Origin of the sequence: Fictibacillus sp. NRS-1165 (assembly GCF_050468105.1) — a bacterium.
In the GTDB taxonomy this organism is placed as follows: Bacteria; Bacillota; Bacilli; order Bacillales; family Fictibacillaceae; genus Fictibacillus_C; species Fictibacillus_C terrinigri.
Map to the genome: position 1 here is coordinate 1 of NZ_JBDPNU010000024.1, position 25,585 is coordinate 25,585.

General features: G+C 45.7%; 27 protein-coding genes and 1 pseudogene. 15 read left to right on the forward strand and 13 right to left on the reverse strand.

The window, feature by feature from the left end:
- Window positions 1-26: 26 nt before the first annotated feature.
- Entirely contained in the window at window positions 27-1,295 is a 1,269-nt protein-coding gene (locus ABHN01_RS10065; RefSeq protein ID WP_429875433.1) for a DHH family phosphoesterase, read from the reverse strand.
- Between the two features lie 74 nt (window positions 1,296-1,369).
- Here ABHN01_RS10065 and ABHN01_RS10070 point away from each other — a divergent pair.
- From ABHN01_RS10070 to ABHN01_RS10105, 8 genes and pseudogenes are all read left to right on the forward strand, one after another.
- Window positions 1,370-1,471 (forward strand): annotated as a pseudogene (locus ABHN01_RS10070) (DUF4037 domain-containing protein); the annotation flags it as partial.
- A gap of 628 nt (window positions 1,472-2,099) precedes the next feature.
- The gene (locus tag ABHN01_RS10075; RefSeq protein ID WP_429875434.1) at window positions 2,100-3,071 is read left to right on the forward strand and encodes a S8 family peptidase; all 972 of its coding nucleotides are present in this window, start codon (window positions 2,100-2,102) and stop codon (window positions 3,069-3,071) included.
- A 35-nt stretch (window positions 3,072-3,106) separates the two neighbouring features.
- A complete protein-coding gene (locus tag ABHN01_RS10080; protein ID WP_429875435.1) occupies window positions 3,107-3,259 on the forward strand; it encodes a hypothetical protein in 153 nt (50 codons plus the stop codon).
- 71 nt (window positions 3,260-3,330) lie between these two features.
- Window positions 3,331-4,455, forward strand: coding sequence for a sensor histidine kinase (locus tag ABHN01_RS10085; RefSeq protein ID WP_429875436.1), 1,125 nt, complete (start codon window positions 3,331-3,333; stop codon window positions 4,453-4,455).
- A gap of 122 nt (window positions 4,456-4,577) precedes the next feature.
- Window positions 4,578-5,519: a magnesium transporter CorA family protein gene (locus tag ABHN01_RS10090; protein WP_429875437.1), complete on the forward strand. Its 942-nt coding sequence runs from the start codon at window positions 4,578-4,580 to the stop codon at window positions 5,517-5,519.
- A 225-nt stretch (window positions 5,520-5,744) separates the two neighbouring features.
- Window positions 5,745-6,707 (forward strand): type I pantothenate kinase, encoded by a 963-nt coding sequence (coaA, locus tag ABHN01_RS10095; protein WP_429875438.1) that lies wholly within the window; start codon window positions 5,745-5,747, stop codon window positions 6,705-6,707.
- A 346-nt stretch (window positions 6,708-7,053) separates the two neighbouring features.
- Window positions 7,054-7,287: a hypothetical protein gene (locus tag ABHN01_RS10100; RefSeq protein WP_429875439.1), complete on the forward strand. Its 234-nt coding sequence runs from the start codon at window positions 7,054-7,056 to the stop codon at window positions 7,285-7,287.
- On the forward strand, window positions 7,284-8,072 hold the full coding sequence (locus ABHN01_RS10105; protein WP_429875440.1) for an alpha/beta fold hydrolase: 789 nt from the start codon (window positions 7,284-7,286) through the stop codon (window positions 8,070-8,072). The genes ABHN01_RS10100 and ABHN01_RS10105 overlap by 4 nt, the downstream gene beginning before the upstream one ends.
- Before the next feature lie 36 nt (window positions 8,073-8,108).
- On the opposite strand, the gene ABHN01_RS10110 is transcribed toward ABHN01_RS10105, so the two are convergent.
- Complete coding sequence (locus tag ABHN01_RS10110) at window positions 8,109-8,306, reverse strand: cold-shock protein (RefSeq protein ID WP_090232622.1); 198 nt, start codon at window positions 8,304-8,306, stop codon at window positions 8,109-8,111.
- A gap of 221 nt (window positions 8,307-8,527) precedes the next feature.
- Between ABHN01_RS10110 and ABHN01_RS10115 the strand changes: the two genes are divergently transcribed.
- A complete protein-coding gene (locus tag ABHN01_RS10115; RefSeq protein ID WP_429875441.1) occupies window positions 8,528-8,845 on the forward strand; it encodes a LapA family protein in 318 nt (105 codons plus the stop codon).
- Window positions 8,846-8,866: 21 nt separating this feature from the next.
- Here the strand turns inward: ABHN01_RS10115 and ABHN01_RS10120 are convergent, their stop codons facing one another.
- From ABHN01_RS10120 to ABHN01_RS10130, 3 genes are all read right to left on the reverse strand, one after another.
- Complete coding sequence (locus ABHN01_RS10120) at window positions 8,867-9,844, reverse strand: aldo/keto reductase (protein WP_429875442.1); 978 nt, start codon at window positions 9,842-9,844, stop codon at window positions 8,867-8,869.
- Between the two features lie 230 nt (window positions 9,845-10,074).
- Window positions 10,075-10,428 (reverse strand): DUF2512 family protein, encoded by a 354-nt coding sequence (locus tag ABHN01_RS10125; RefSeq protein ID WP_429875443.1) that lies wholly within the window; start codon window positions 10,426-10,428, stop codon window positions 10,075-10,077.
- Between the two features lie 62 nt (window positions 10,429-10,490).
- Entirely contained in the window at window positions 10,491-10,700 is a 210-nt protein-coding gene (locus ABHN01_RS10130; protein WP_429875444.1) for a hypothetical protein, read from the reverse strand.
- A gap of 148 nt (window positions 10,701-10,848) precedes the next feature.
- On the opposite strand from ABHN01_RS10130, the gene ABHN01_RS10135 reads away from it, so the two are divergent.
- Window positions 10,849-11,082, forward strand: a complete 234-nt coding sequence (locus ABHN01_RS10135; protein ID WP_429875445.1) for a hypothetical protein — start codon at window positions 10,849-10,851, stop codon at window positions 11,080-11,082.
- A gap of 61 nt (window positions 11,083-11,143) precedes the next feature.
- Here ABHN01_RS10135 and ade read toward each other — a convergent pair whose 3' ends face one another.
- From ade to ABHN01_RS10175, 8 genes are all read right to left on the reverse strand, one after another.
- Window positions 11,144-12,895 (reverse strand): adenine deaminase, encoded by a 1,752-nt coding sequence (gene ade / locus ABHN01_RS10140; protein WP_429875446.1) that lies wholly within the window; start codon window positions 12,893-12,895, stop codon window positions 11,144-11,146.
- 77 nt (window positions 12,896-12,972) lie between these two features.
- Entirely contained in the window at window positions 12,973-14,319 is a 1,347-nt protein-coding gene (locus tag ABHN01_RS10145) for an NCS2 family permease (RefSeq protein ID WP_429875447.1), read from the reverse strand.
- Between the two features lie 165 nt (window positions 14,320-14,484).
- Window positions 14,485-14,802, reverse strand: coding sequence for an XdhC family protein (locus ABHN01_RS10150; RefSeq protein WP_429875448.1), 318 nt, complete (start codon window positions 14,800-14,802; stop codon window positions 14,485-14,487).
- On the reverse strand, window positions 14,799-15,620 hold the full coding sequence (locus tag ABHN01_RS10155) for an XdhC family protein (RefSeq protein WP_429875449.1): 822 nt from the start codon (window positions 15,618-15,620) through the stop codon (window positions 14,799-14,801). The genes ABHN01_RS10150 and ABHN01_RS10155 overlap by 4 nt, the downstream gene beginning before the upstream one ends.
- Window positions 15,613-17,925 (reverse strand): xanthine dehydrogenase family protein molybdopterin-binding subunit, encoded by a 2,313-nt coding sequence (locus ABHN01_RS10160; protein WP_429875450.1) that lies wholly within the window; start codon window positions 17,923-17,925, stop codon window positions 15,613-15,615. Before ABHN01_RS10160 ends, ABHN01_RS10155 begins: the two co-directional genes overlap by 8 nt.
- A complete protein-coding gene (locus ABHN01_RS10165; RefSeq protein WP_429875451.1) occupies window positions 17,915-18,799 on the reverse strand; it encodes an FAD binding domain-containing protein in 885 nt (294 codons plus the stop codon). Before ABHN01_RS10165 ends, ABHN01_RS10160 begins: the two co-directional genes overlap by 11 nt.
- Window positions 18,799-19,488 (reverse strand): nucleotidyltransferase family protein, encoded by a 690-nt coding sequence (locus tag ABHN01_RS10170; RefSeq protein ID WP_429875452.1) that lies wholly within the window; start codon window positions 19,486-19,488, stop codon window positions 18,799-18,801. Before ABHN01_RS10170 ends, ABHN01_RS10165 begins: the two co-directional genes overlap by 1 nt.
- Window positions 19,394-19,876 (reverse strand): (2Fe-2S)-binding protein, encoded by a 483-nt coding sequence (locus tag ABHN01_RS10175; protein WP_429875453.1) that lies wholly within the window; start codon window positions 19,874-19,876, stop codon window positions 19,394-19,396. The genes ABHN01_RS10170 and ABHN01_RS10175 overlap by 95 nt, the downstream gene beginning before the upstream one ends.
- Window positions 19,877-20,168: 292 nt before the next feature.
- On the opposite strand from ABHN01_RS10175, the gene ABHN01_RS10180 reads away from it, so the two are divergent.
- The 5 genes from ABHN01_RS10180 to ABHN01_RS10200 all read left to right on the forward strand — a co-directional run bounded on the left by ABHN01_RS10180 (window position 20,169) and on the right by ABHN01_RS10200 (window position 25,579).
- A complete protein-coding gene (locus ABHN01_RS10180; protein ID WP_429875454.1) occupies window positions 20,169-21,497 on the forward strand; it encodes a nucleobase:cation symporter-2 family protein in 1,329 nt (442 codons plus the stop codon).
- An 84-nt stretch (window positions 21,498-21,581) separates the two neighbouring features.
- Window positions 21,582-23,060, forward strand: a complete 1,479-nt coding sequence (locus tag ABHN01_RS10185) for a dihydroorotase (protein ID WP_290400026.1) — start codon at window positions 21,582-21,584, stop codon at window positions 23,058-23,060.
- A 15-nt stretch (window positions 23,061-23,075) separates the two neighbouring features.
- Complete coding sequence (locus ABHN01_RS10190) at window positions 23,076-23,666, forward strand: cysteine hydrolase family protein (protein WP_290400025.1); 591 nt, start codon at window positions 23,076-23,078, stop codon at window positions 23,664-23,666.
- A 6-nt stretch (window positions 23,667-23,672) separates the two neighbouring features.
- Window positions 23,673-24,242, forward strand: a complete 570-nt coding sequence (locus ABHN01_RS10195; RefSeq protein WP_290400024.1) for a UbiX family flavin prenyltransferase — start codon at window positions 23,673-23,675, stop codon at window positions 24,240-24,242.
- Window positions 24,239-25,579: a UbiD family decarboxylase gene (locus ABHN01_RS10200; protein WP_429875455.1), complete on the forward strand. Its 1,341-nt coding sequence runs from the start codon at window positions 24,239-24,241 to the stop codon at window positions 25,577-25,579. The genes ABHN01_RS10195 and ABHN01_RS10200 overlap by 4 nt, the downstream gene beginning before the upstream one ends.
- The last annotated feature ends 6 nt before the right edge of the window (window positions 25,580-25,585 follow it).

A 25,585-nucleotide genomic window follows, 5' to 3' on the forward strand; every position in this document is an offset into this window, starting at 1 on the left:
CTGACTTTCTGGACAGCCCCAGTTTTTTATCCCTTAATAAAGAAGGAACGATGCTGGTCCATAATTTCCCTGTAATCTGACATGACTTTTTCCAGTGGAATACTGAGGCTTGAGCTTACATATTCCAAATACTTTTCATCTGGCATGAGCCATGAATTGTACTGGCGTTTCAAATAGTTTTCAGCCGACTGAAAATCCTGAAACGACCTCGGAACTAGGACGCTGTTATGAATCAGTTTCCATTTTAGGTCGCTTGCCTGAAAAAGGTTAGTAATTTCTCTCTTGTAATTAATGAATAGCGTACCATACACGCTTTCCCTGACGTTCCATTCGTTGTCTTGTGCATCGCGCCGTCTCGGCGGTATTTCAAAGGCAGGCAGGACAAAGCGCTGGAATCCTTCTGGAGTGAGGGTGCATCCGGAAGCTTTAGGGTGTCCGCCGCCTCCAAACTGGGCGGCATATTTAGATACGTCCACATGTTCATAGATGGTTCGGAAACCGGCTCGTTTCCCGCCAATATTTAAGATGACGATCAGATCAAGATGGGGATTTTCCCGGTTCAGTTCGTTCCCGAGCTCAGAATGGTGGCTTTCCGCATGGACGATTCCGATTCGGTAGGGTTCCCCTCCCGTATTGTAAACCTCATCCCAAGTTTCAACCATTTGTCTCTGCTTTTTCTTGATATACGCTTTTCGGCTGTCTTCCTCGAGCTGAAGAATGGTTTCTTCTGTTTCAGAAAAATGAAAATGATCTTCTGTTTTCAATCGCTCCAGCATATTTTTCTCAAACTCGCCCGGAGGAAGCAAAAAGAACAAGTCGTTCAAGCGCTTGGCATTTTCGTTTTCATTCTCAAACCATTCCCACGTGTCATACTGTCTGACGAGCTCTACAAATTCTTTTAACGCTCCAGAGTCCTTGAGCAGGCCATTCTTAATAAAGTGCTCATAAAGGAGAGAGGTCGCAGAAGTCAGTCTGCCGTCCTCTTGTTTTGTTTGAACAAGGCCCCAGTCATATTGGTTAAAGTGGTCTGCAGTGACATGATGATCGATGAGCTGTACTTCCCGTCCGCTTTCGTACCGTGACTGAAGTTTTTCGGCGAGTTCTTCATTTACTGCAATATCCGTTATGTATACCGCTTTATGTTCCTGCTCAGCATCAAGCAGGAAGTCAGAAACACGGCGATTAATATTGTCATGCGAACAGTAGAACGTCTCTACATTCTCTTCTCCAAGTGCCAGCATGGCAACAATGCCGCATGATTTACCATCAAGGTCATTATGTGAAAAAAGTTTCATTCCACTAACGCCTCCTTTCTCAATTCCATATTCCATAGTATAGGCACGCGCACTTTCTTTCAACCGAAAAAAGGATATTTCTCGCCGGCTCCGTTTCGAGGGGATGGGAGGACAGGCATTCAGATATTGAACTGCATATTTTATGGAATAAAGCGCCGAGTGATGATCGTTCCGAATCTGCATGAACGGTTTGCTGACATTTTAACGGGGGAATCCTCTAACATAGCTTAAAAGCGATGGAAGAACTCACAGAAGAAGTGTTTGTGCTTGCAGAGCTTCATTATCCCCGCCTGCCGGTTAAGGAGAAAAAACAACGGGCGGAATTTTCGAGTCCGCGGCAGCTGTAACGGGAGCATGTGGGATTTCATGATACTAAGCGCTTCGATCGTTTTTTATACTTACCTGCACGTTTTCTTATACAAGCTGGAAACAGCATAAACTCAAACAGAAAAAAGAGGCGGAGAGCGAATAGCTCCTTCTTATTTTTTGCTCTGAATCGAATGACCCAGTAAAAAGGGAGAAAAACAATCAAACATGCTTTAAACCTCAGCTGATCTTAATATAGAATAGAACAAAATTCTCATTTTTCTGAAAAAGGTTGTTTTTGGACAAACAGGATGCTAAAATGATGCAAACACCTATTCCCATACCAGTTTGATGTCAAAAGAGGAGGCAGCCTGTAACGGTTAATCCAGTTTCTTTTAAAGACATGGCTTTTTGTCAGCTCAACTGTCCCCTGTCACTTTTTCCATGGTATTTCATCTTTATCGTTGCACCATCACCTATATAAAGGAGGAAGGACGTATGAGTGAAGTTCGTTTAATTCCTTTTAAGCTAGAAGAGGTTCTGCAGACTGTTGGTGAAGAAATTCCGTATGGTATTCAAATGATCAATGCTCCAGCAGCCTGGGAGCAAGGATATAAGGGAACTGATGTGGTTGTAGCCGTTCTTGATACAGGATGCGATGTAAATCATCCCGATCTAAAAGACCGGGTCATTGGGGGACGAAATTTTGTTGATGGTGATCCTGAGGATTATTCCGATGGACACTTTCATGGGACGCATGTAGCAGGTACAATTGCAGCGTCTGTGAATCAACTGGGGGTTACGGGTGTTGGACCAGAAGTAAAGCTCCTGATTCTGCGAGTGCTTGACAAGGACGGCAGCGGAAGCTACAAGGGAATCATTGACGCGATGAATTATGCGGTAGAGTGGAGAGGCGATAAGGGCGAAAAAGTCCGGGTCATCTCTATGTCTCTGGGAGGACCGGATGATGTGCCGGAAATGCACGAAGCCATCAAGAATGCAGTGGACAAAAACGTGATGGTCGTTTGTGCAGCAGGCAATGAAGGAGACTCCGATGAAAATTCTGATGAACAGGCCTATCCAGGCTACTATAAAGAAGTTGTCGAGGTCGGTGCGGTGGATGAACAAAAACGCCTGGCGGAATTTTCAAATACGAATGATGAGATCGATCTCGTCGCCCCAGGAGTGAAAGTATTATCAACGTATCCTGGTAATAAGTACGCCAAACTTTCTGGAACCTCTATGGCCACACCGCACGTTTCAGGAGCAGTTGCCGTACTGATCCAAAAAGAGGAAGCAGAATTTGGCAGGGAGCTCACGGAACCTGAGATATATGCCCAGCTTTGTAAAAATACCGAGACCATCGGGCTTACGAAAAAAGGGGAGGGCAATGGATTGCTTTTCTTAAACCCTGAGAAAGGAAATGCTCCTAGACAGGGATCAAATAAGGACATGGCTGTCCAAAAGTAAATAACAATCCCAAATTAAAAGGGAGGATGTTGGTGATGGCGGTGTATAAGGTATTGTCCTTAATGATCAGTTTTGCCATGCTTACTATAAGAATGGTGGACGAACGCAACCGCAGAAGCAAAAAACATCCGCTCACCGAAAAAAGGATTCATCCGAACGAAAAAGAGCATAATGATAGAAAAAGCTGATCCCATCTGTAATGTGTACCCTATAGTGTAGACACTAAAAAAAGTCTGCCTATAGGGTGCTTTTCTGTATAATGATAGGCCTGAACATCATTCAACTAATCTGGATTTTAACCGAGTGGAAAGGCAAAGCCTGGACGAAAGAATATTGGAAAACAGCTTTGATCCACCGTTTCTGGAATGATTTAGAGAAGGTCTTCCATTTCCGCAGCCTTGCTTTTCAGTATTTCGTATTGCTAATTGTAATTTTCGCTTCCGGTTTTGGTGTAGGAATTATCTTATATCATAATCAGCTGGCTGTTTTATATGTTGTGATGTTTATTGCGGTGACCATCCCAGTACTGATCTTCTCCCTGAAAAAAATATCGTATTTCAACCGGATTGTGCATCATTTGACTGAGCTTGCTGCAGGGAACATGGAGCCGGATTTGAAGGCGAAAGGACGTTCTGTTCTTGCAGGTTTGGCCAGGAACATTAATACGCTGAAACACGGCGTAAAGTCTCTTCAACGATCAGAGGCAAAGAGCGAGCGGCTGAAGACAGAACTGATCACGAATGTCAGCCACGATCTCAGGACTCCTCTTACTTCCATCATCACGTATACCGAGCTTCTAAAGACCCATGGTCTGGATGAGGCGTCTAGGGAAGCTTACGTACAAATCATTGATAAAAAGTCAAAACGTTTAAAAGTTCTGATCGATGATCTTTTTGAAGCTTCAAAGATGGCAAGTGGAAATATTGAACTCGTGAAAACGACTGTGGATATCGTTCAGCTGCTGCAGCAGGCTTTGGCTGAGCATGATGAAGCGATCGAACAATCGACGCTGCAAGTGAGAATGTCCGCCAAGGAACAGCCCATCGATGTGCATGTGGATGGACAGAAAATGTGGCGAGTGTTTGACAACCTGATCGGAAACATCCTTAAATATTCTCTTGAAGGTACGCGGGTTTATATCGCGGTGGAAAAAAAGCACGGAAAAGCTCATCTCTCTTTCAAAAACGTCTCGAAATACGAGCTGGGCGGCAACACTGAAGAATTGTTTGAACGCTTCAAACGAGGAGATACATCCCGGCATACGGAAGGCTCCGGCCTAGGGCTGGCCATCGCCAAATCGATCATTGACCTTCACGAGGGAAATATGGAGGTTGAAGCTGACGGTGATCTTTTCAAAGTAAGCATACAATTGGATCTAGCGTAGAAAGAAGAGCCTTTACATGTAAAGGCTCTTTTGCTTTTATAGCAAAAAATAAATCTTTTGTTTACTTTTTTAAATGGATTTGTTTTATTATAGGAATAGACTGAATGTAAGAGGTAGATCATATGCTGAATGTTTATTACACTGACACTGCCAATCAATTATCAGAGATGGACGATATTCAAAAAGGCTGCTGGATTAACTTGATTGCGCCTACCAATGAAGAAATCAACTGGGTCGTTGAAAAGATCGGAATCGATCCGGATTTTTTACGAGATGCTCTGGATGAAGAGGAACGTTCAAGGGTGGAGAAAGAAGGAAACACCGTGAGTGTTATCGTCGACCTTCCGATCCTTGAATCGGATGAAAATGGAATACAGTACGATACGTTTCCGCTTGCAATGATTTCAACGGATACGCATTTTATTACGGTATGCCTTAGGGAGAACCCCATTCTTGAGTTGTTTGCTAAACATAAAGTGAAGAATTTTTATACGTACAAGAAAACACGCTTTGTCTTTCAGCTGCTGCAGATGATCGCGACCTATTACTTGCGGTATCTGCGTCAGATCAATCGGAAAACCGAACAGATCGAAAATGAACTGAGAGAATCATTGAAGAATGATGATCTATTTGAGCTGCTCAGACTTGAAAAGTCCCTTGTCTATTTTGCGACCTCGCTTAAGTCGAACGATGCCGTTCTTGAAAAATTATTGAAGGTCAGCTATTTGAAGATGTATGAAGAGGATAAGGACCTGTTAGAGGACGTTATCATTGAAAATAAACAGGCCATCGAAATGAGCTTGATTTATCGAAATATCTTAAAAAGTTTGATGGATGCTTTTTCTTCTGTTATATCCAACAACTTGAACGTCGAGATGCGTTTTCTGACATCCATTACGATCATACTCGCTCTCCCTACCATGGTGGCGAGTTTCTACGGCATGAACATTCCTTTGCCGTTTCAAAAGTATCCCCATGCATTTTTCATCAGTCTATGCTTGGCATTTACACTCTCTGGCCTTGTATCTTTTATTTTTTGGAAAAAACGTTTCTTCCGTAAGTAAAGGGATGATGGATAAAAAGGATTTCCTAGTGATTGGGGATCCTTTTTATCTTTTTGGGCGAAACCGCTTTCTTATTTAAGCCGTTTGGGTTTACAATCAGGTTATCTTATCTTTAAAATTGTGTTAACATTGTAAAGCGATAGATCCAACTTTTAAATGTATGAGTATCCTATGACCGTTTATATAGAATATTAAGCATAGTGATCCAAAAAGGAGATGCCAGCAATGAGCCAGATGATGTTAGAGAATGAGTCGCTGTCGCCCTATCTTTCTTTTTCAAGAAGCGAGTGGGCGAGCCTGTATTCGGCCGATATACAGCCGTTGACGGAATGGGAAATATCGGAGCTTCAGGGAATCAATGAAAATGTTTCTCTTGATGAGGTGTCTTCCATCTACTTGCCGCTTTGCCGCCTACTGAACCTCCATGTGACAGCCTCACAGCAGCTGCATCAGCAGTCTAATGCTTTTTTAAGAAAGCAAATGAAAAAACCGCCGTTCATTATAGGCATTGCAGGAAGCGTCGCTGTAGGGAAAAGCACGACATCTCGAATCATTCAGGCTCTTCTTTCACGTTGGCCGAATACACCGAAAGTTGAGCTTGTAACGACAGATGGCTTTTTGTTCCCGAATGCTGTCCTTGAGCAAAAGGGTCTTATGGGCCGGAAGGGTTTCCCGGAAAGCTATGATCTGAAAGGATTGATACATTTTCTTTCCGATTTGAAATCCGGCAATCCTGTAGTTGAGGCGCCGATCTATTCTCACTTGGAATATGACATTTTGCCTGACAAGGTACAAACCATTTCTGCACCGGACATCGTTATTGTTGAAGGAATAAACGTACTACAGGTTCCGAAACAAAAAAGGAATAAACAAACCCATCAGATCTTTGTCTCAGATTTCTTCGATTTTTCCCTGTATGTCGATGCAGACGAAGAAGAGATAAAAAAATGGTACGTTGAGCGTTTTAAGATTTTAAGGAATACAGCGTTCCAAAGTCCGATCTCGTATTTCCACCGGTACGCTGACTTAAAGGATGATGAAGCGATCCAGTTCGCTTTGAATATTTGGAATACCATCAACGGCCTAAACCTGCGTGAGAATATTCTTCCTACCAAGTATAGAGCGCACTTGATCTTGGAAAAAGGAAAAAACCATTCTGTTTCCGGCATAAAGATGCGAAAGATGTGAGAACGGAATTCCCAGAAGACCCATTTAGGGTCTTTTTTTGGCTGAAATACCTTTAATTCATCACAAAGGACACATGACATGAAACATAATAGGGTATGGAGTAGTAGGCCAGATTTGGCTGGAGCTGATATCATGATCGATCAGGGCTTGAATCGCCACGTTTTTGGCTAAGCTGATTGCACAGTACGCTCATCTGCAGGAATTTGTTGCTGATGGGTATATTCGGCAAATTGGAATCTGCTCGGGAGAAAGGATGGAAGGTTTCTATCAAGAGAAGTGCAATCCACTAATTTTGGTTACAGTAAAGTAAGTCTGCGCAAGAGAATAGCTCTTGGTGATCCATGCTATGAAATCGTTATTTACTTTTCTCCTAGAATCGGAAGAAGGCGTTGTTTATAAAGATCTTCCCATCGCTCCAGTTCATGCAGATCCATTGTTATGGAAAGAAGAAACGATAAGCATGCTGAATGAAGAACTTAGACGCACGGATAATATGATGGTAAAATTATTGGATGAGCTGGAGGATTTGAAACGGCAAGTTGATCAATATAAAAGTGCAGAAGGAGTGGAGCAGCCTTGAAATTAAAAACTGCAGACCTTGGAACTGTGAGAATGTCGTATATGGATGAAGGCAAAGGAGAACCGATCGTGCTCCTTCACGGTTTCTGCGGAAGCCATGAGTATTGGGAGGAGGTTATCCCTGAACTCGCTAAGGATTATCGGGTAATTGCTCCTGATCTGAGGGGTCATGGAAAATCATCCGTCAGGGAATCTGCTTGCGCAGTGGAGGATCTTTCTGAGGATATTAAAGATTTGCTTCAGCATTTGGGGCTGGAAAAAGTCACAATGTTCGGGCATTCCCTTGGGGGTTATATTACACTGGCCTTTGCTGACCATCAAAGTAACCGGCTGAAAGCTTTTGGGCTCATTCATTCAACTGCTTTCCCGGATGATGAAGCTGGAAGGAACGGCAGGGATCAGACGATTGAAAAAATAAAGGATGGCAGATTGAAAGAGGTAATCGATCAGCTCGTTCCCAAGTTGTTTGCACCCGCATCCGCCCAAAAGGAAAAGATTGAGAGAGCAAGAGAGATTGGCTATGGGACTCTGGATGAAGGGGCAATTTGCGCACTGGTAGCGATGAAGAACCGTCCGAACCGCAATGATGTTCTCCAATCCTCCAAAATGCCAGTGCTTCTTATAGCAGGCGAACGAGATCAGGTGATCCCGGCGGAAAAGACATTTTCTGTCTCGGGGGAATGGATTACACAATCCGTGCTTACAGATTCGGGCCATATGGGAATGTACGAATCTCCATGTGAACTCATACGAGCGATACAAACTTTTATGAAAAAAACACAATAAAAAAAGACTCCTGACTTCAGGAGTCTTTTTATCTGCTTACTTTTGAACGTTTGCAGCTTGAGGTCCGCGAGCACCTTCAGTGATTTCAAAAGTTACATCTTGACCTTCTTCAAGAGATTTGAAACCTTCGCCTTGAATAGCAGAGAAGTGTACGAATACATCGTCTTGGCCTTCAACCTCGATGAAGCCGAAACCTTTTTCTGCGTTAAACCATTTAACTTTACCTTGTAACATATGATGTTCCTCCTGTGTGGATCAAAACCACGATTTATTACTATTCCTGCTCAAATATCATTCAAGACGCAAACCGCTGCGAAGAAGTCATGTACCGAACAAAAATAACTATTACTACTGTAACATGAATTAGCCATTTTATCAAGACAGTTAAGGATTTCTTCATTTTTTTATTTAGATTATCAGGAATTGGGGAATAGGAGTGCTAAGGAGGCTGAGATATGAAAGCACAAGGGTATTTGATTTTCGGACTGCTCTTTGCCCTGCTGATCGCCGTTTTCGCTGTAGTTAATGGCAATGATGTAGAATTTAATTATATTTTTGGAACCGTAAAATGGCCGCTTGTCCTGATTATTTTAGGTTCGGCAGCGGTTGGCGGATTGGCTGTGGGATTCTTTGGAATACTAAAGGTAGTTCAGCTTAGAAATAAGGTGAAACGTCTGGAACAAGATTTGAAAAAACATGAAACGATGAGAAGAGAAGTTGTGTTGGATGAGGACCGGAAAATGGAAGGAGAAAGTAGCCAGGCCCCAGGTTGATCCCGGGGCTGGCTTTTTATGTTAAGGAAGTTTATTGCCTCTGGACGCTACGTACAGGGCATACCATTCCTCACGTGTCATTATTTCTGACTGTCGGACAGCATCCCCTGCGTCTATGATACGCTGAACATTCGACGTACCGATGACGGGCTGGATTTTTGCTGGATGGCGCATGAGCCATCCAAGAACAATCGCTTCCCTTGTGGTTCTTTTATCTGCAGCCATTTTTTCCACTAGCTCTTTTGTCTTTGTTTCTGCATCGGACAACTCTAATGATTTATTGCCTGAAAAGATACCTTGCGCAAGAGGAGACCATGCTTGAATTTGTATGTTTTCCATCATGCAATACTCCATTAGTCCATCAGCAAAGTTGACGGATGTTCCTTCTTGTTGATTAACATGCACCCCTTGATCAACAAAATCGAGCTTGTTCAGACTCATCTCTAACTGGTTTACAACTAAACGCTCATCAGAATAGGCCTCAAGAAACTGTATTTGCGCTTTGTTCATATTGGATACACCAAAGTGGAGGACTTTACCGGATGTTTTTAATTGCTGAAACGCTTCTGCTACTTCATCAGGCTCCATGAGCGGATCAGGGCGGTGAAGAAGCAGGATGTCTAAATGGTCAACGGTAAGTCTTTGCAAAATACCATCCACCGAACGCAGTATGTGTTCCTTTGAAAAATCATAACGGCCGGGTCCGGTGTCATCAGCAAAGCGGATTCCGCATTTACTTTGAATGACCATCTGATCACGTAAGCTTGGGTTTCCTTTTAATACTCGGCCAAACGCTTCTTCTGCTTTTCCAAGCGTGTATATATCCGCGTGGTCGAACATGGTGATGCCAGAAGAAAGTGCGGCATCAATGGCTTTTTCAGTTTTCAAGATTTCCTCGTCAGAAATGGGGCTTCGGTCCCAATTGCCGCCAAAACCCATACACCCTAATGCCAGACGGCTTGAAGTGATTTCTCGTTTCTCTAAAGGCATCGTACGCATCATATTACCTCTTTCTTTTAGAATAATAGTGACCTAATCAACGTTATTGTAGGCAAGTCTGGACGGGACTGCAACTTATTTGAACCTGCCGATTTAAAAAAAGACTGCATCAGCCAGCAGTCTATTTACAGTCATATTTAAAATTGGATTGGCCTGAAGAGCGGTTTAGGAAAATCTCGGCAGAAAAAGAACCCTATCCATCGTGGCATAAGGCACTTTTCACACATTTTTCAATTATAAGAATGCCTCATATGATCGGCAACGATCTGTCTGTGGATAAGCAGCTCGACCAATGTAAAAGCAAGTGAGATTAAAAAAGTTCCCCATAGCGTCACATAGGCACCGGACATTATGGAACTAATTGTATAGACCACAATATAGGAGACGATGAAGTCCGCTGCGATCACGGACCAAAAAGATAAACGCGGAAGAAACACATACTCCATTAGAACGGCGATCGGCGCAAGAATGATTGTAATAATGAGGAAGGGAAGCGGTTTGTTAAACGTAACACTTTCAAACCAAAACGTACACAAAAGAAGAATCAACGGGATGCTGATAATCTTAAGCAATAGACTTTGCATCAAATAACCTCCTTTTCACTTCATTATTTTCTGCGTTTGAAAAGAAATTATGCCTGAAATAACTATAAATTATTGTTCTGCTGGCTGATCTCTCCTTCATTGAGATAAAGGTTAGTGCTTTCTATCTGTTTATGTTCTTCCACCGAATCTCCCGGGCTGTAGGCATCTGACCCCAATGGATGTTTTGGGTTCAGCCCTGATGCAATGGTAAACTCTTTTTGCTCCGGTGCGTTTGTAAGGGTTTCCGTTGTTTTTTGCTGTTTCTTTTCCATGATTAAGCCTCCTTCATCTATGACCTCATTAGGGTGCTCGGAGAAGGTATTCTCTATTCGAATGAAGAGAGGCGTCCAATAAATCAACATAAAAAGAAACGAAAAAGGGTATAACTTAATTATTCTATTTCAGGAGGAGGTAGTTGCCATGGAGTACTCTTTGTACAAAAAGGATGGAGCCTTTCCTTGCGATGTAACAATCGATGTAGATAACAATATTTATACCGTTCGAGACAGTGACACTACAGGCCGGATTTTTCAAAGTGCACCCGAAGTCGCGTCTTGGATTAAACAAAACTGGGCACCTGATCAATTTGAAAAACCGGATGATTATTATGATCTTATCAATTCTCTGCATTCATCCCATCAGGAGGATGAATAAGAGTAATAGAAGCTGAAAAAAAGATTTCCAGGCATGATGTTTCCTGGGAATCTTTTTTCACTTAAACGGGCGGTTTTTTATACTCTGCAGAAATGTGCTGAAAGGATATAACATCAAACAATCCCATATCTGTAAGCTTTAACTCGGGTATGACGGGAAGTGCCAAAAAAGATAAGGTCAAAAACGGGTTAAAGTCATGTGTAAACCCAATGGTTTTTAATGCTGAATGAATTTTCTGCAGCTTCTGATAGACTTCTTTATGATTTTTATCGGACATAAGACCGGCAATAGGCAGAGGCAGGGATGCCAGTACCTCACCTTTTTCAATAACAGCCAAGCCGCCTCTCATTTCGGCAATCACTTCAATTGCTTTTAAGAGATCGCGATCATTAGTGCCTGCAGCGACAATATTATGGGAATCGTGAGCGACCGTAGAGACGATGGCTCCAGAAGTTATACCAAGGCCTTTTAGAATTCCGCAGCCGATATTTCCAGTCAGGTGATGGCGTTCTGCGACAACCAGTTTGAGCAGGTCTCTATTGAGATCAGGTTTGAAACAGCTGTCCAAAAGACTGACTTCCTCTGTCACATGTTTTGTTACGATACTGTTTGGAATAATTTTAATGACGTTGGCCATCCCGCTTTTCATTGGAATGGACAATGATTCTTCAGACACCCGAAGCAGATGAACACTGTTCGTGATAACGGGCGGTGGAGCTGAGGGCTCGTCCTGAAAAGGGAGCATTACGCCTTGCGCAGCGGCCAGCATGCCTTTTTTGTACACCTGTTGAATTTTAAAGCTGGTGAGATCCGTCAAAAGAACCAGGTCTGCATCATATCCCGGTGCGATCGCTCCTTTTTGTTTTAAACCAAAGCATTCAGCGGCATTTAGAGTGGCCATCTGAATAGCAAGCAAAGGATCAAATCCCTTTTCAATCGTCAGTCTGATGTTATGGTCAATGCTGCCGTTCTCGATTAAATCATCCAAATGTTTGTCATCGGTGACAAACAGACATCTTCGGGCGTTCTTCTCCTCCACGGCGTCCAGCAGAAGAGTAAGATCTCTTGCTGCAGAACCCTCCCTGAGCATCACATACATTCCTCGCATCAGCCGTTCTTTTACTTCCTGTGGTGTCACACATTCATGGTCCGTTCGAATTCCGGCGGCCATATACACATTGATGCCTTCTGCAGACACACCAGAAGCATGTCCGTCGATGTGCCGGGAGCAATTGGAGGCGTCTGCCAATTTTTTCAACATGTCGCTGTCGCCTTGAAAAACAGCGGGGTAGTTCATGACTTCTCCTAATCCGATCACCCGGGGAGAAGAGTAATATGGTTCAAGATCTGCAGCTTTAAGTTCCGCTCCGGCATGTTCAAACGGTGTAGCCGGCACGCAGGAAGGAAGAGCGATATATACATCAAGGGGCAGCTGCTCGGAAGTTTTTATCATATAATCAATGCCTTCTTTTCCGCTCACATTGGCAATTTCATGAGGGTCGGCAATGACTGTAGTTACCCCATGAGGGACGACAACCCTGGCGAATTCCTGCGGAGTAACCATGGATGATTCGATATGTACATGGCCATCGATGAGTCCTGGGCATATGTATGCGCCATCTGCATCGATTTGATTATTCCCTTCATAATGGCCGATGCCAACGATTTTTCCATCTGTGATCGCCACATCGGCTTCCATGATCGCAAGGTTGAATACATCAATGATTTTCCCGTTTTTAATGACAAGATCAGCTGGAACACGCTTAGAAGAGGAGGCAAGGATATGAGAAAGAGCTTGATGATTGATATCCATATAAAATGTTAGCCCCTTTCGGAATCGATTTTGGAAATGGGCCGGGTTAATGCTATCCCGGCCCAAAGGTTTTGTCTTTAATGGCTTCCCCATATAAAGTTGATTATAAACGCGATACTGATCAGGTACATCATCCAGTGAAGGTCCTTATGCTTGCCAGTCATGAGCTTTAAGATCGTGTAGGAAATAAAGCCAAACGCCAAGCCTTGCGCGATACTGAAGGTGAGAGGCATGAGTATGATGGTAAGAAAAGCAGGAATGACATCGGTATAATCTTCAAAACCGATCGCTTTGATCTCGCTGAGCATTAAGGCTCCGACAATTATCAAGATCGGCGCTGTAGCAACCGACGGAACAAAAGCGATGAGTGGTGCAAAGAAAAGCGTCAAAAAGAAAAGAACTCCCGCCGTTAATGCTGTGAGACCTGTGCGCCCACCCTCAGAAATGCCTGTCGCGTTCTCAACATACGCATTCATTACCGTACCGCCCATCGCTGCACTTGCCATCGTACCGACGGCATCAGCCTGCAGGGCGCGGTCAAGATTTTCAATTTTTCCGTTTTCATCCGCAAGACCGGCTTTTCTTGAAAGGCCGATTAATGTGGCAAGGTTATCGAACAGCTCAACAATGGTAAAAGAGAATAAAATGGATAAGATGCCATAAGCGAACGCTCCTTTTAGATCCATCGCAAGGAAAGTTTCTGAAAGGCTTGGCAGGGAGAAGGAAGCAACATCTTTTAAAGTTTGCGGATAGTCAATAAAGCCTGTAATCATAGCGGCCACTGTGGTTAGTAAAATACTGATCAGCAAAGCACCTTTCTTTTTCTTGGCCATTAGGTAGGAGGCAACAAGAAGACCGAACAGGGCGAGAAGCGGGCCGGTCTCGGTAATCTTCCCTAAGCTCACAAAGGTATCTTTATTGGAAACGACGATACCGGAGTTTTTCAGGCCGATGAAGGCAATGAACAATCCGATTCCTACACTGATCGAAGACTTTAATAGCGGTGGAACACCGTCAACAATCTTTTGCCGAACCCCGGTGACCGTCAACAGGAAAAATGCCACACCGGAAATAAACACGGCACCGAGCGCGGTTTGCCAGCTTAATCCGGCACCAAGCACTACGGTATACGTGAAGAATGCATTCAACCCCATGCCTGGTGCCACTGCTACCGGAAAGTTTGCCCATAAAGCCATTAACAGTGTACAGAAGACACTGCCGTAAATGGTTGCGGCAAGAGCGGCTTCCTTTGGAATTCCGGCGTCGGCGAGAATGGAGGGATTGACAAAAATGATGTAGCTCATGGTCAGAAAGGTTGTAATGCCTGCGAGAATTTCAGTCTTTGTGTTCGTTTTTCTTTGAGTTAATTTGAAAAATCTGTCCAAGGAACTTTTGACTGTTGCGCTTTTTCCTGCCGATGACATGGAAAACACCCCTTTTCTTCATTTGAGGATCCTTAGACCCTTTCAATTAACCGGAAAAAAGGGAACGTTTATTCCAAAGATGAGAATAGGACCGCTGCACATAGGGTGAGACAGGTTAATTGGTACATCCTATGAACAAAAAAACAGGAATATTCTCCTGTTCTGTTAAAGTAAAGGTTCAATAAAAACGTCCATGATCCCTCCGCAGATCCCGCCGTCCTCATAAAGAAGTCCGGTCGTTAGATCTACCTCATGAGTAACAGGCTGTCCGGTGTTGATGACTTTCAAGGCTTTCTCGATGACTTCACCCTCTCCACAGCCTCCTCCGACCGTGCCAATAATCCTTCCTGATGGATAGATGATCATTTTGGAGCCGGCCTTCCTGGGCGTCGATCCTCTTGTACGGACGATAGTAGCTAAAGCCGCAGGCTCCCCAGTAAAAAAAATATTTTGCAGTGTTTGAATAAATTCGATTTCCTTCATCGTTTTCTTTTTCGCCTCTCATGGAAACCAGTTTTCGCCAGTTCACGGATTGTCGCGCTGAGAGGAGCACCGGATTTTCGGTTCTTTACGGCAAGGATCTCAGCAAAAATACTGACAGCAATCTCTTCAGGAGTTTCGGCTCCGATATCAAGTCCGACAGGTGTATAAAGATGGGAAAAGGATTCATCAGGAAAATCTGTTCGAAGCTGTTCAAAAACCCCAGCAATTCTGCGTCTGCTTCCAATCATTCCAATATATGCGGGTTTCTCGTTTCGGGAGAGAAGCTGCTGAAGGCTGAGGACATCGAATTGGTGCCCTCTGGTCACTAGTAGAACGTAGGTGAACTCATTGAGAGGGACGGACTGGAAATAAGAATGAAAGGACTGACAGCGAACGTCATCTGAAGAAGGAAACCGCCCTTGACGGGCAAATTCAGGGCGGTCATCTACTACAGTAGTATAAAATCGCAGCATTTTTGCCATATGCGCAACGGGTTCTGCCACATGTCCCGCCCCGGCGATAATTAAATGGGGAGGAGGGGCAAAGACTTCATGAAAGACCGTGATCGGGTCATCCTTTCCGTACAGGACAGCCGACCTGGTGATCTGTTTGCGGAAAAAAGGAAGGCAGAGTTCAGCGAGCTTTAAAACAAGCGTTCTCTCTATCCCGGTTTCTGGGTAGATCTCTTCCTGTGAAAAGAGCAGCATTCGTTTGCCGATCATTTCTTTTCGGGCTGCCCTTGTGATCGTTACAAGAGAAACCTGTTTTCTTTTTGTAATCGCTGCTGAAAGTTCTTGATAGAGTTCTTGTTTATTCATTTAAGTTCACCGCAGTGGAGGCTTCCTGCTCTTTCAATGCAGCAAAAATTCGTTCCGGAGTAGCAGGAAGATGTTTAATGCGAATTCCGGCTGCATCGTATATGGCGTTCGTGATCGCTGCGATTATGGGAATCATGACTACCTCACCAATTCCTTTCGCTCCGAAAGGACCGGTCTCCTCAGCACTTTCAACTGGGAACGTTTCAATGATTGGAGTTTCCCTTATCGTAGGGAGGATATAATTAGTGAAATTTGTCGTCTTATGGTATCCGGCTTCCATAAGAACATCCTCGTATAACGTATAGCCGATCCCCATGACAGCTCCACCTTCTGCCTGCCCCTCAAGGCCCTGCGGATTAAGAACTTTTCCGGCATCGGGAATGGATACGACCCGCAGGACGTCAGTTTCTCCTGTCATGGTATCTACTTCCACAAGGACAATGTGTGTTAAATAGCCATACAGATGGTGAGGTGCTCCGCCGGAACCTTTGAATTCTTCTTGCTCTTTTGGAAGCATGAAGTGGCCTTCCACTTTAGTGGGGCGGTGTTTTTCATAGAGGTAATGAAAGATATCCTTATAGGTGACGGTTTTTTCTTCATCTTCTTTCAATGCATAAAGCTCATCTTCCCCCATGAGCACATTCTCCGGCATGACTCCATGAATCTCTGCTGCCGCCTCGGTCAGAAGACGAATCATATTAGGAACAGCAGCGGCAATCGCTTTGCCTCCGGTGTAGGTAGAACGAGAAGCTGTAACAGTACCACTGTCAATCGTTTCAGAGGTATCCCCTTGAACGACAGAAATACTGGAGATGCTGCAATTCAGCAGTTCTGCGGCTATTTGCGCATAAACAGTGCCGTTGCCCCCGCCGATGTCCTCACAGCCGACTCCCACTTTAAATGTTCCATCCTGCATCAATTCTAGGGTGGCTGCACCATAGTCAGGAAGTCCAATTCCCATGCCGACCGCGTGAAAAGAGGTGGCGAGACCGATTCCTCGTTTTTTCCAAGGCTCGCTTATGTCCTTTTTATGGAGAGCGCGGTTCTTCCATAACTCGCATTTTTCTGCAGTTTCCAGCGTTTGGAGTGTGCCGACGCTTGTTTTCAGTACATGGCCGATGCTCGATGTATCGCCTTTTTGGTACACATTCTTTTTCCGGAGTTCAATAGGATCGAGGTTCAGCTTCTCAGCCAGCATATCCATATGGGTTTCTATCGCTGCACAAACCTGATTGACACCGAAGCCTCTGAAGGCTCCTGAGATGCCATTGTTCGTATAAACGCAAAATCCTTCTAAGTCAACGTTTGGAATCTTGTAAGGCCCGCAGCAATGTTCAATCGCAAGAGCGATGACGGCGCCTCCTAATGAAGCATATGCTCCCGTGTCAGCTACAGCTCGGACCTGGTTGGCGATGACTGTACCGTCTTTCCTTGCTGCTGTTTTCATCTGTACTTTAAAGGGATGGCGCTTGATGCCTGCAATGACCGACTCTTCCCGGCTGAGATGGATTTTAACCGGACGCCCATCAGTATGGAGGGCGAGGAGCGCCAAATAAATTTGTACGGTAATCTCATCTTTTCCTCCAAAAGCGCCACCTATTGGATTTGAAATCACCCGAATCCTTGCCGGGTTTAAAGCGAGTGCGCGGGCGATCTGAAGTCGGTCGCGGTATGCGTATTGCCCCGGACAGCGGATGGTGAGCATCCCGTCCGGCTCAAGCACACCCCAGCCACCTTCTGTTTCAATAAAAGCATGCATCTGGCGAGGGGAATAGAAGGTGTTTTCAAGAATAATATCCGCTTCAGAAAATGCCTTCTCTGTGTCTCCATTTTTGATGGTGACATGGCTGTGGATGTTTCCGCTCTCATGAAGAAAAGGGGCTCGGTCTGTCATTGCAAACTCGGCATCAGTAATAGGAGTGAGCGGTTCGTAATCGACATGGATGAGCGAGAGAGCGTGTTCTGCAATTTCCTGAGTTTCTGCTGCAACGAGCGCAATGGCGTCACCTGTACAGCGCACCACGTCACTTGCCAGCACGGGCTGGTCAGGCACGACAATCCCAAAGCCATTAAAGCCTGGAATGTCTTTATGGGTCAGAACAGCAAGGACTCCCGCCAGAGCTTCTGCCCTGGAGGTGTCGATATGCTTGATTCTTGCATAGGGAAATGAGGAGCGCAGCACTTTACCCCATACCATGTTTTCAAATTGGTAGTCTGTCATGTATTTCAGTTCGCCCGTCACTTTTTCAGGCCCGTCAATCCTGGGAATCCTTTTACCCACGTACTTAAAATGGCTATTCTTCATGTTCTGCCCACCTTTTCAATAAACGGTAAAGTCCGCGTTCAAGAAGTGCGCTAGCCATATCCCTTCGGTATGAAGCTGAGGCACGGATATCAGAGATTGGCATGACTTCTTTCCAGGCGACCCTGCCAATATTGGCGATCATTTCGTCTGTAAGCGGGCCCAGTGTCAGCATCGCCTCGCATTTCTTTGCCCGGATAACCGTAGGGCCTACTGAACCGAAGGCGATGCGGCCGCCTGTGCACTCTTTCGTGCCTTGTTTCATGGAAAGAGTAACAGCTGCATTCACGATGGAGATCGACTGCGCTTTCCGTGGACCAAGCTTTTGAAAGATACCGATGTCATTTTTACCGCGGACGTTAAATGCTATCTTGGAGATGATCTCATTGGGCTGGGCTGCGGTTTTTCCGGGTCCGATAAAGAAGTCCTCCACGTTTATCATTCGTTTACCGGATAATGAGGTGAGTTCGATCACCGCTCCAAGTGCATATAAAGCAGGAATCGTATCACCTGCAGGAGAGGCTGTGGCGATATTGCCTCCAATGGTCCCTATGTTCTGCATCTGGGTGGCTCCAATTTCCTGGCAGGCTTGTACGAGTACGTCGGCATGAGCCTGTAGAAGAGGGGAGTTTATGATTTCAGAATGAGTGGTGAGAGGTCCGATCTGAATTTCATCTTTTTGTATGGTTATAAAACGAAGCTCGTCCACATGTTTAAGGTTTACCCAGTAGTCAGGCCGCCATTTTCCTTCCTTCATCCTCACGACGGCGTCTGTTCCCCCGGCTAAGAGGCGGAGGCTTGATTTTTCGTTCTCCAGGATAAAAAGACATTCCTTTAGAGAACGAGGCGACAGCATATCAATCTCTGAAACTAACATTACGAATCCTCCCAACAGGCCTCCTGGTAGTCGGCTTGTTCATTTAGATTTAAAAGAATACTTGGTTCATCCAATTCGACAGTTACGATTTCTTTCCGGCGGGTGTTGACCAAGTGCCTCAGTCCCTGTGTCTGCTCCTTAATGTCCTGCAGATCATCATAAAGAGACTTCGGGATAAGCAGGGGATGTCCGCGTTTTCCTTTAAAGGAGGGAAGGATAATCGCGGCAGGGTGTTTCGTGTGGAGCTTGTACAAGTTTCTAACGACATTCAATGATAACGGCTGGTCGACCGCACATATGATGACACCTGAAGAAGGTTGAGTTACGGCTGCCAATCCAGCTTTGATGGACGAGCATTTCCCAGAATGATAGTCTTTGTTCATCACTGTTTTTATAGTGTAGGAGCTGAGCTCGTTTGATAAATCTGCTGCCCTGAATCCTAGAACAACCACAATGTCTGATATTCCGGCGTTTAACAGTGTTTCGGTTTGAAAGCGGATGAGTGAGGTACCTTTCCATGGAAGCAGTGCTTTCAATGTCCTCATTCTTGATGAACGGCCTGCGGCAAGCACAATGGCTGATAGGGAAGGCGTGCTAGAGCTCACGGGATGAAAGCTGTCGGGCAGCGGCCGTCTGGACGGCTTGCAGAATTTTAGTATAGCCGGTACACCGGCATAGATTTCCGCCAAGCGCCCGTTTGATTTCATCGAGGCCCGGAACATGGCCGATGGAAGTTAAATACGCCCGTGAAGCTACAATCAGACCAGGTGTGCAATACCCGCACTGGGTTGCTCCTTCATCCACAAATGCCTGTTGAACAGGATCCATCGCCTGTTTCGTTCCAATTCCTTCCACTGTGACCACTCGTTCTCCTTCAACCTGTCCTGCCAGCACCAAGCATGAACAAACTGGCACATTATTGAGCAGAACAGTACAGGAGCCGCATTCTCCTTTTCCGCAGCATTCTTTGCTTCCTGTTAATCCGGCGTCTTCCCTCAGCACATCAAGCAAAGTCTTTGCCGGACTGCAAATGACTGACACATCCTTTCCGTTTACGCAAAAATCAATGGTCTTCAATGTTCACCCTCCCCATATAATGAATGGACAATTTGGCTTGTTTACTTAATGGATGGTAGTTGATTAAAAGTCAGTTTGTACAAATATAGTAGAGTTTCAAAAAAACATTCCTATTTTCATAGTTGCATCCAATTTTTGAGAGTTTACCAAGGGGATTACATGCCCGTTTGATGCGTTTACTGTCCACTTCAAGCCCTTTACATGTGCCGCATCAAAAAAATTCCATCTTTTTAAAGGGGGTGATGACACTAACAACGACTGGCTTCAAAACTACATCAAGGAGGTCATCAAAATGGCAGCACTTCAAAAATGGAAAGTTGGAGTACTTGGTTTTCAGCATGTTCTTGCCATGTATGCAGGAGCGGTCATTGTACCGCTCATCGTAGGGCCAGCGATCGGAATGAACGCGCAGCAGCTTGCTTATCTCATCTCTATTGATCTGTTTACTTGCGGGATCGCTACCTTGCTGCAGGTTCTCGGAGGCAGGCACTTCGGGATACGGCTCCCCGTTATCCTGGGCTGTACGTTTACGGCCGTCGCTCCTATGATCGCCATTGGAAAGCTGGAGGGAATTACCGCCATTTATGGAGCGATTATTGCTTCAGGGCTCGTTGTAATGGTGCTATCTCAATTTGTAGGAAAGATCCTGAAATTTTTCCCGCCGATTGTTACCGGTTCCGTGGTCCTCATTATTGGTGTATCGCTCATACCGGTAGCGATGAATAATGCAGCTGGGGGCCTTGGTTCGAAAGGTTTCGGAAGCCTTGAAAATTTATCTTTGGCGAGTTTTACTTTTGTGCTCATCATTCTGATCAACCGGTTTTCCAAAGGATATGTACGCGCAATCTCTGTTCTTATATCACTGATTGCGGGAACGGTTCTGGCTTCTTTCATGGGTCTCGTAGATGCTGCACCCGTAAAGGATGCCTCCTGGTTCCACCTTGTGCAGCCGTTCTATTTTGGTGTGCCTGAATTTCACTTCTCAGCGATCCTGACGATGACCATTGTTGCAATCGTCAGCATGATTGAATCAACCGGTGTCTTTCTTGCGTTAAGTGACATCTGTGAAAGAGACCTAAAGCCAGAGGATATTAAAAAAGGTCTTCGTGCCGAAGGGCTGGCGGTCATGATCGGGGGCATCTTTAACTCGTTTCCTTATACGTCGTTCTCTCAAAATGTTGGGCTTGTTGCTTTAACGAAAGTAAAAACGAGAAACGTTGTTATTGCGGCGGGAGGGTTACTGCTCATTCTCGGACTGCTTCCAAAGATCGCAGCGCTGACGACGATCATTCCAACGGCTGTCCTTGGCGGTGCGATGGTTCCGATGTTCGGGATGGTGATCGCTTCTGGCGTAAAGATGCTTTCTCAGGCTGATTTTTCAAGCAATGAGAACCTGCTGATCGTCGCCTGTTCTGTAGGGATAGGGCTTGGGACAGCAGTGGTTCCCATGGTGTTCAGCCAGCTCCCGGACAGTGTCAGGCTTCTCGTCGAAAACGGGATTGTGATTGGAAGTTTAACGGCAATTTTGCTAAATCTAGTATTTAATTTTAGGTCTATGAATATAAATGAGCAGGAAAGGATGGAACAGCTGAAAACGGATGCTTCTGCAGAGGCTCAATAGTTGGCTGCTCACGATCAGGGGCATGTCAACAATGCCCCCTTTTCTCTGGTTCTGTCCTGAATACGTAAAAAAGGAGAGACAGAAATGGACTTGATTTTAAAGAATGCAATGATTCCACAAGGAGACCGTACGGTAATTACCAATATTCTCGTGAACGAAGGGAAAATCACAGGCTTTTGCAATGACATTCATTTTCTAAAAGCGGACAAGGTACTCGACATGGAAGGAAAGCTCGTCGTCCCTGGATGCATTGATCCGCACACGCATTTCATGGATCCAGGATTCACTCACCGTGAGACGTTTGCGACGGGTTCAAGATCTGCCGCGGCGGGCGGGCTTACGACGATCATCGATATGCCTTGCTGTTCCAAACCCTCCGTTCGGGACGGTGAAAGCTTCCAGAAAAAAATCGCTCCCATTCGGGGACAGGCATACATCGATTATTGCTTCTGGGGCGGCATGACCGGGGAAGACGCGAGGAACGGCTGGATCGATAACATCTATCCGCAGATCGACGAAGGAGTTGTGGCGTTTAAGGTTTACATGACGCCGTCAGTGCCGACGTTCCCAAAGGTATCCGATGGAGAGATGCTTGAGATCTTTCAAAAGGTTGCGAAAACCGGCATGCCGATTGGTGTTCATGCAGAAAACTATGACATCTGCACCTTTTATACGGAGAAGTTGAAGAAGGAGGGGCGGGAAGACGGTCCGGCATGGGCAGAGGCAAGGATGGCTCTTGCTGAAAAAGTGGCGATCGAGCTGATCATCAGCTATGCAGAAGCGACCGATGCACGGGTCCACGTCGTTCACATGAGTACGAAGGAAGGGGTCAAGCTCGTCCGTGAAGCTAAGAAACGCGGCGTAAAGGTAACAGCCGAAACATGTCCGCACTATCTGATGCTGAACGCGCAGGACTCCATGAGTGAGAGAGGAACATTTGCCAAGATCGCTCCGCCGCTGCGTGGCAAAGATGACAATCAGGCACATTGGCAGGCACTGGCTGATGGAACGATTGATTTTGTCGGTACTGATCACGCGCCTTATGAGATTGCAACTGAAAAAGCTGCAGCGGATTCAACGATCTGGAACAGCTTCCCGGGCATTCCAGGAGTGGAAACGATGGTGCCGATTCTCGTCAGTGAAGGTTTGAACAAAGGACGGTTATCATTGTCACGCTTTGTTGAAGTAACAAGTAAGAACGCAGCGATCCATTATGGCATCTATCCGAAAAAAGGAGCGATGGAGATCGGCAGTGATGCGGACTTCACAGTCATCGATCTTGATTGCGAGTGGGAAATCGATGAGAAACAGACCGAATCGATGGCGAAGTATAACCCGCTTCATGGCATCAAGCTCAAAGGGCGTCCGGTGCAGACGATTGTACGGGGCAACATGGTCTATCACTATGAAGATGGTGGGATTGTTGGTGAAGCTGGTTATGGAGAGTACGTTAAACGGCAGAGCATCCAGCGCCTTGATCGGACGTTAAAGTATGAAAAGTATGAAACTTCCAGAGCAGAAGCTCCAAAGTCAGGCCGGCAAGAACTAGAAAAAAGCAAGTAAGAGAGGAGACCGTATATGGAACTGAGAGGCAAGAAGCATGTAGTCGTTGTTATTGATATGCTCAATGACTTTATCGGAGAAAAAGCGGCCCTCCGATGCAAAAACGGCGAAAAAATTGTACCGGCCATTAAAGAACTAGTCGACTTTTGCCATGAAGAAAATATCCAGGTCGTTTTTGTGCAAGAAGCGCACCGTAAGAACGACCGTGATTTCAGGGTACGGCCGGTTCATGCCGTCAAAGGGACATGGGGATCTCAGTTTATCCCTGAATTGCAGCCTGATGAGAGCAAGGGAGATTATATCGTTCAAAAAAGGCGGCATAGTGCGTTCAGCTATACCGATTTTGACCTGTTCTGCCGTGAAGAAGAGATTGATACGGTTGTCCTTACCGGTGTCTGGACCAATGTTTGTGTAAGAAGCACAGGCTCTGATGCATTGTATCATGGCTACAATGTCATTTGTTTGTCCGACTCCACGGCTTCAAAAGATGATTCCATGCATGAATCCGGTCTCCGTGATATCGAACTATTCGGCGATATCATGACGACCAAAGAATACATGGCGGCTGCCAAGAAAAAGTTCTCCCAAAACAGCCAGGTCGTCTAATCTGCCATGGGACGAAACAAACGGATCGTTGTAGGAATAACGGGGGCGAGCGGGTCACTATACGGATACTCGCTCGTCCGTGCCCTCCACCAGCTCGGGATGGAAACCCATTTAATCGTAACCGAAATGGGAGAGAAGGTCTTGCAGTTTGAGTGCGGCGTCAGGATGGAAACCGTGAAGCAATATGCCGAAGTACACAGCAACAAGAACCTTTTTGCCTCTGTGGCGAGCGGATCCTTTTTAAATGATGGGATGGTCGTTGTTCCATGCTCCATGAACACGCTGGGAGCGATGGCGAATGGAGTCGGGGACACACTCCTGAGCCGCTGCGCCTCTGTCATGCTGAAAGAAAAGAGGCAGCTCATCGTCGTTCCAAGGGAAGCTCCGTTTCATCTGATCCATCTTCAGAATATGACAAGGCTTGCCGAAGCGGGCGCCTGCATCATGCCGGCATCACCGGGGTTCTACCATAAACCGAAAGAGATATGGGAGCTGATTAATTTTATGTCCGGCCGGATTCTGGACATGTTGGGCATCGATCATGAACTTCTCAGGAGATGGGGGGAGAAAGCGTGAACCCTTCTTCACTGCGCTCCCTTCTTGATCAATGGGAAGGGGAGGGGAAACTCATCCGGATTAAAAAAGAAGTGGATCCTCTGTTTGAACTCGGTGCGGTCCTTAATTCCAGGCAGGGAAGCCAGCCGTTCTATTTTGAAAAAGTGAAGGGCTATTCATCTCCAATGGCAGGAGGGATCGGCGGAGACAGGGATCTGCTCGCAGCCAGTATCGGCATCACACCGGATGAATTCGTCCCAAAGATTATTGATTCAATTGTCTCTCCCATCCCAACCCGCCTGATCGAAACAGGACCCGTTCAGGAAAATGTGGTGCTTGGGCCGATGGATTTGGCTTCGCTCTTTCCGATTCCGACCTATCATGGAGAGGATTCGGGCGCCTATTACGTTTCGGGTATTCTCGTCGTAAAGGATCCAAGTGGAAGAAAAAGATATACCTCCATCAGAAGGATGCAATTTTTGGGCGGAAACAGGACAAACGTACTCATTACTTCACCTGAACTTCTGCATCAGTTTTATACGTTTGAAGAGCGTGATGAACCGCTGGAGGTCGCTGTCATGTTTGGCGTGGTGCCGGCGGTGGTGCTCAGCTCTCAGATCAGCACCCATCTGTATCATGCTGACAAACTCGATGTTGCTGGGGCGTTGATCGGCAAGCCGTTTGAAGTGGTGCGATGCAAAACGGTGGATCTTGAAGTTTTGGCAGAAGCGGAAATCGTCATGGAGGGCAGGATCATTCCCCATGAACGGGAAATGGAAGGGCCGTTCGGAGAGCTTGCAGGGTTTTATGGAGCAAGAGCTCCGCAGCCAGTCATTGAGTTTTCAGCAGTAACCTATCGCAACCATGCGATCTGTCAGACCATCTTTCCCTCCAGCTATGAAGAGCGGCTGCCGATGGCGCTTGTCCGGGAGGCTACATTGCTCAGTACGGTAAGACAGACCGTACCGAACGTCAAACGAGTTCATATTACGATGGGCGGGGTAGCAAGGTTCCATGCGGTCATTCAGATTGAGAAGAGATCAGATGGAGACGGAAAGCAAGCAGCGCTTGCAGCTTTTGCGAGTGATAAAGACTTAAAGCACGTGATTGTAGTCGATGAAGATGTCGATATCTTTGACCCCGAGGATGTGGAATGGGCGATGGCGGTAAGAGTCCAGGCCGATCAGGATATTTTTATTGTACCGGGTGCAAAAGGATCTCCACTCGAGTCGTCTCACAATGTTCGGGGAGTCACAGCTAAAATGGGAATTGACGCTACGGTTCCGCTCGCTCATAAGGAATCGTTCAAACGCACTTCTGTACCGTTCGGGCCGATTGATCTTAAAGATTATATATAAACCAAG

Coding starts and splice junctions, on each gene's coding strand:
- ABHN01_RS10065 (WP_429875433.1), bottom strand. CDS start 1,295: ATGAAACTTTTTTCACATAATGACCTTGATGGTAAATCATGCGGCATT.
- ABHN01_RS10165 (WP_429875451.1), bottom strand. CDS start 18,799: ATGTTAGTTTCAGAGATTGATATGCTGTCGCCTCGTTCTCTAAAGGAA.
- ABHN01_RS10120 (WP_429875442.1), bottom strand. CDS start 9,844: ATGCGTACGATGCCTTTAGAGAAACGAGAAATCACTTCAAGCCGTCTG.
- ABHN01_RS10075 (WP_429875434.1), top strand. CDS start 2,100: ATGAGTGAAGTTCGTTTAATTCCTTTTAAGCTAGAAGAGGTTCTGCAG.
- ABHN01_RS10150 (WP_429875448.1), bottom strand. CDS start 14,802: ATGAAGGAAATCGAATTTATTCAAACACTGCAAAATATTTTTTTTACT.
- ABHN01_RS10135 (WP_429875445.1), top strand. CDS start 10,849: ATGGAGTACTCTTTGTACAAAAAGGATGGAGCCTTTCCTTGCGATGTA.
- ABHN01_RS10190 (WP_290400025.1), top strand. CDS start 23,076: ATGGAACTGAGAGGCAAGAAGCATGTAGTCGTTGTTATTGATATGCTC.
- ABHN01_RS10130 (WP_429875444.1), bottom strand. CDS start 10,700: ATGGAAAAGAAACAGCAAAAAACAACGGAAACCCTTACAAACGCACCG.
- ABHN01_RS10180 (WP_429875454.1), top strand. CDS start 20,169: ATGGCAGCACTTCAAAAATGGAAAGTTGGAGTACTTGGTTTTCAGCAT.
- ABHN01_RS10115 (WP_429875441.1), top strand. CDS start 8,528: ATGAAAGCACAAGGGTATTTGATTTTCGGACTGCTCTTTGCCCTGCTG.
- ABHN01_RS10185 (WP_290400026.1), top strand. CDS start 21,582: ATGGACTTGATTTTAAAGAATGCAATGATTCCACAAGGAGACCGTACG.
- ABHN01_RS10080 (WP_429875435.1), top strand. CDS start 3,107: ATGGCGGTGTATAAGGTATTGTCCTTAATGATCAGTTTTGCCATGCTT.
- ade (WP_429875446.1), bottom strand. CDS start 12,895: ATGGATATCAATCATCAAGCTCTTTCTCATATCCTTGCCTCCTCTTCT.
- ABHN01_RS10100 (WP_429875439.1), top strand. CDS start 7,054: ATGAAATCGTTATTTACTTTTCTCCTAGAATCGGAAGAAGGCGTTGTT.
- ABHN01_RS10155 (WP_429875449.1), bottom strand. CDS start 15,620: ATGAATAAACAAGAACTCTATCAAGAACTTTCAGCAGCGATTACAAAA.
- ABHN01_RS10160 (WP_429875450.1), bottom strand. CDS start 17,925: ATGAAGAATAGCCATTTTAAGTACGTGGGTAAAAGGATTCCCAGGATT.
- ABHN01_RS10195 (WP_290400024.1), top strand. CDS start 23,673: ATGGGACGAAACAAACGGATCGTTGTAGGAATAACGGGGGCGAGCGGG.
- ABHN01_RS10125 (WP_429875443.1), bottom strand. CDS start 10,428: ATGCAAAGTCTATTGCTTAAGATTATCAGCATCCCGTTGATTCTTCTT.
- ABHN01_RS10085 (WP_429875436.1), top strand. CDS start 3,331: ATGATAGGCCTGAACATCATTCAACTAATCTGGATTTTAACCGAGTGG.
- ABHN01_RS10145 (WP_429875447.1), bottom strand. CDS start 14,319: ATGTCATCGGCAGGAAAAAGCGCAACAGTCAAAAGTTCCTTGGACAGA.
- ABHN01_RS10110 (WP_090232622.1), bottom strand. CDS start 8,306: ATGTTACAAGGTAAAGTTAAATGGTTTAACGCAGAAAAAGGTTTCGGC.
- coaA (WP_429875438.1), top strand. CDS start 5,745: ATGAGCCAGATGATGTTAGAGAATGAGTCGCTGTCGCCCTATCTTTCT.
- ABHN01_RS10090 (WP_429875437.1), top strand. CDS start 4,578: ATGCTGAATGTTTATTACACTGACACTGCCAATCAATTATCAGAGATG.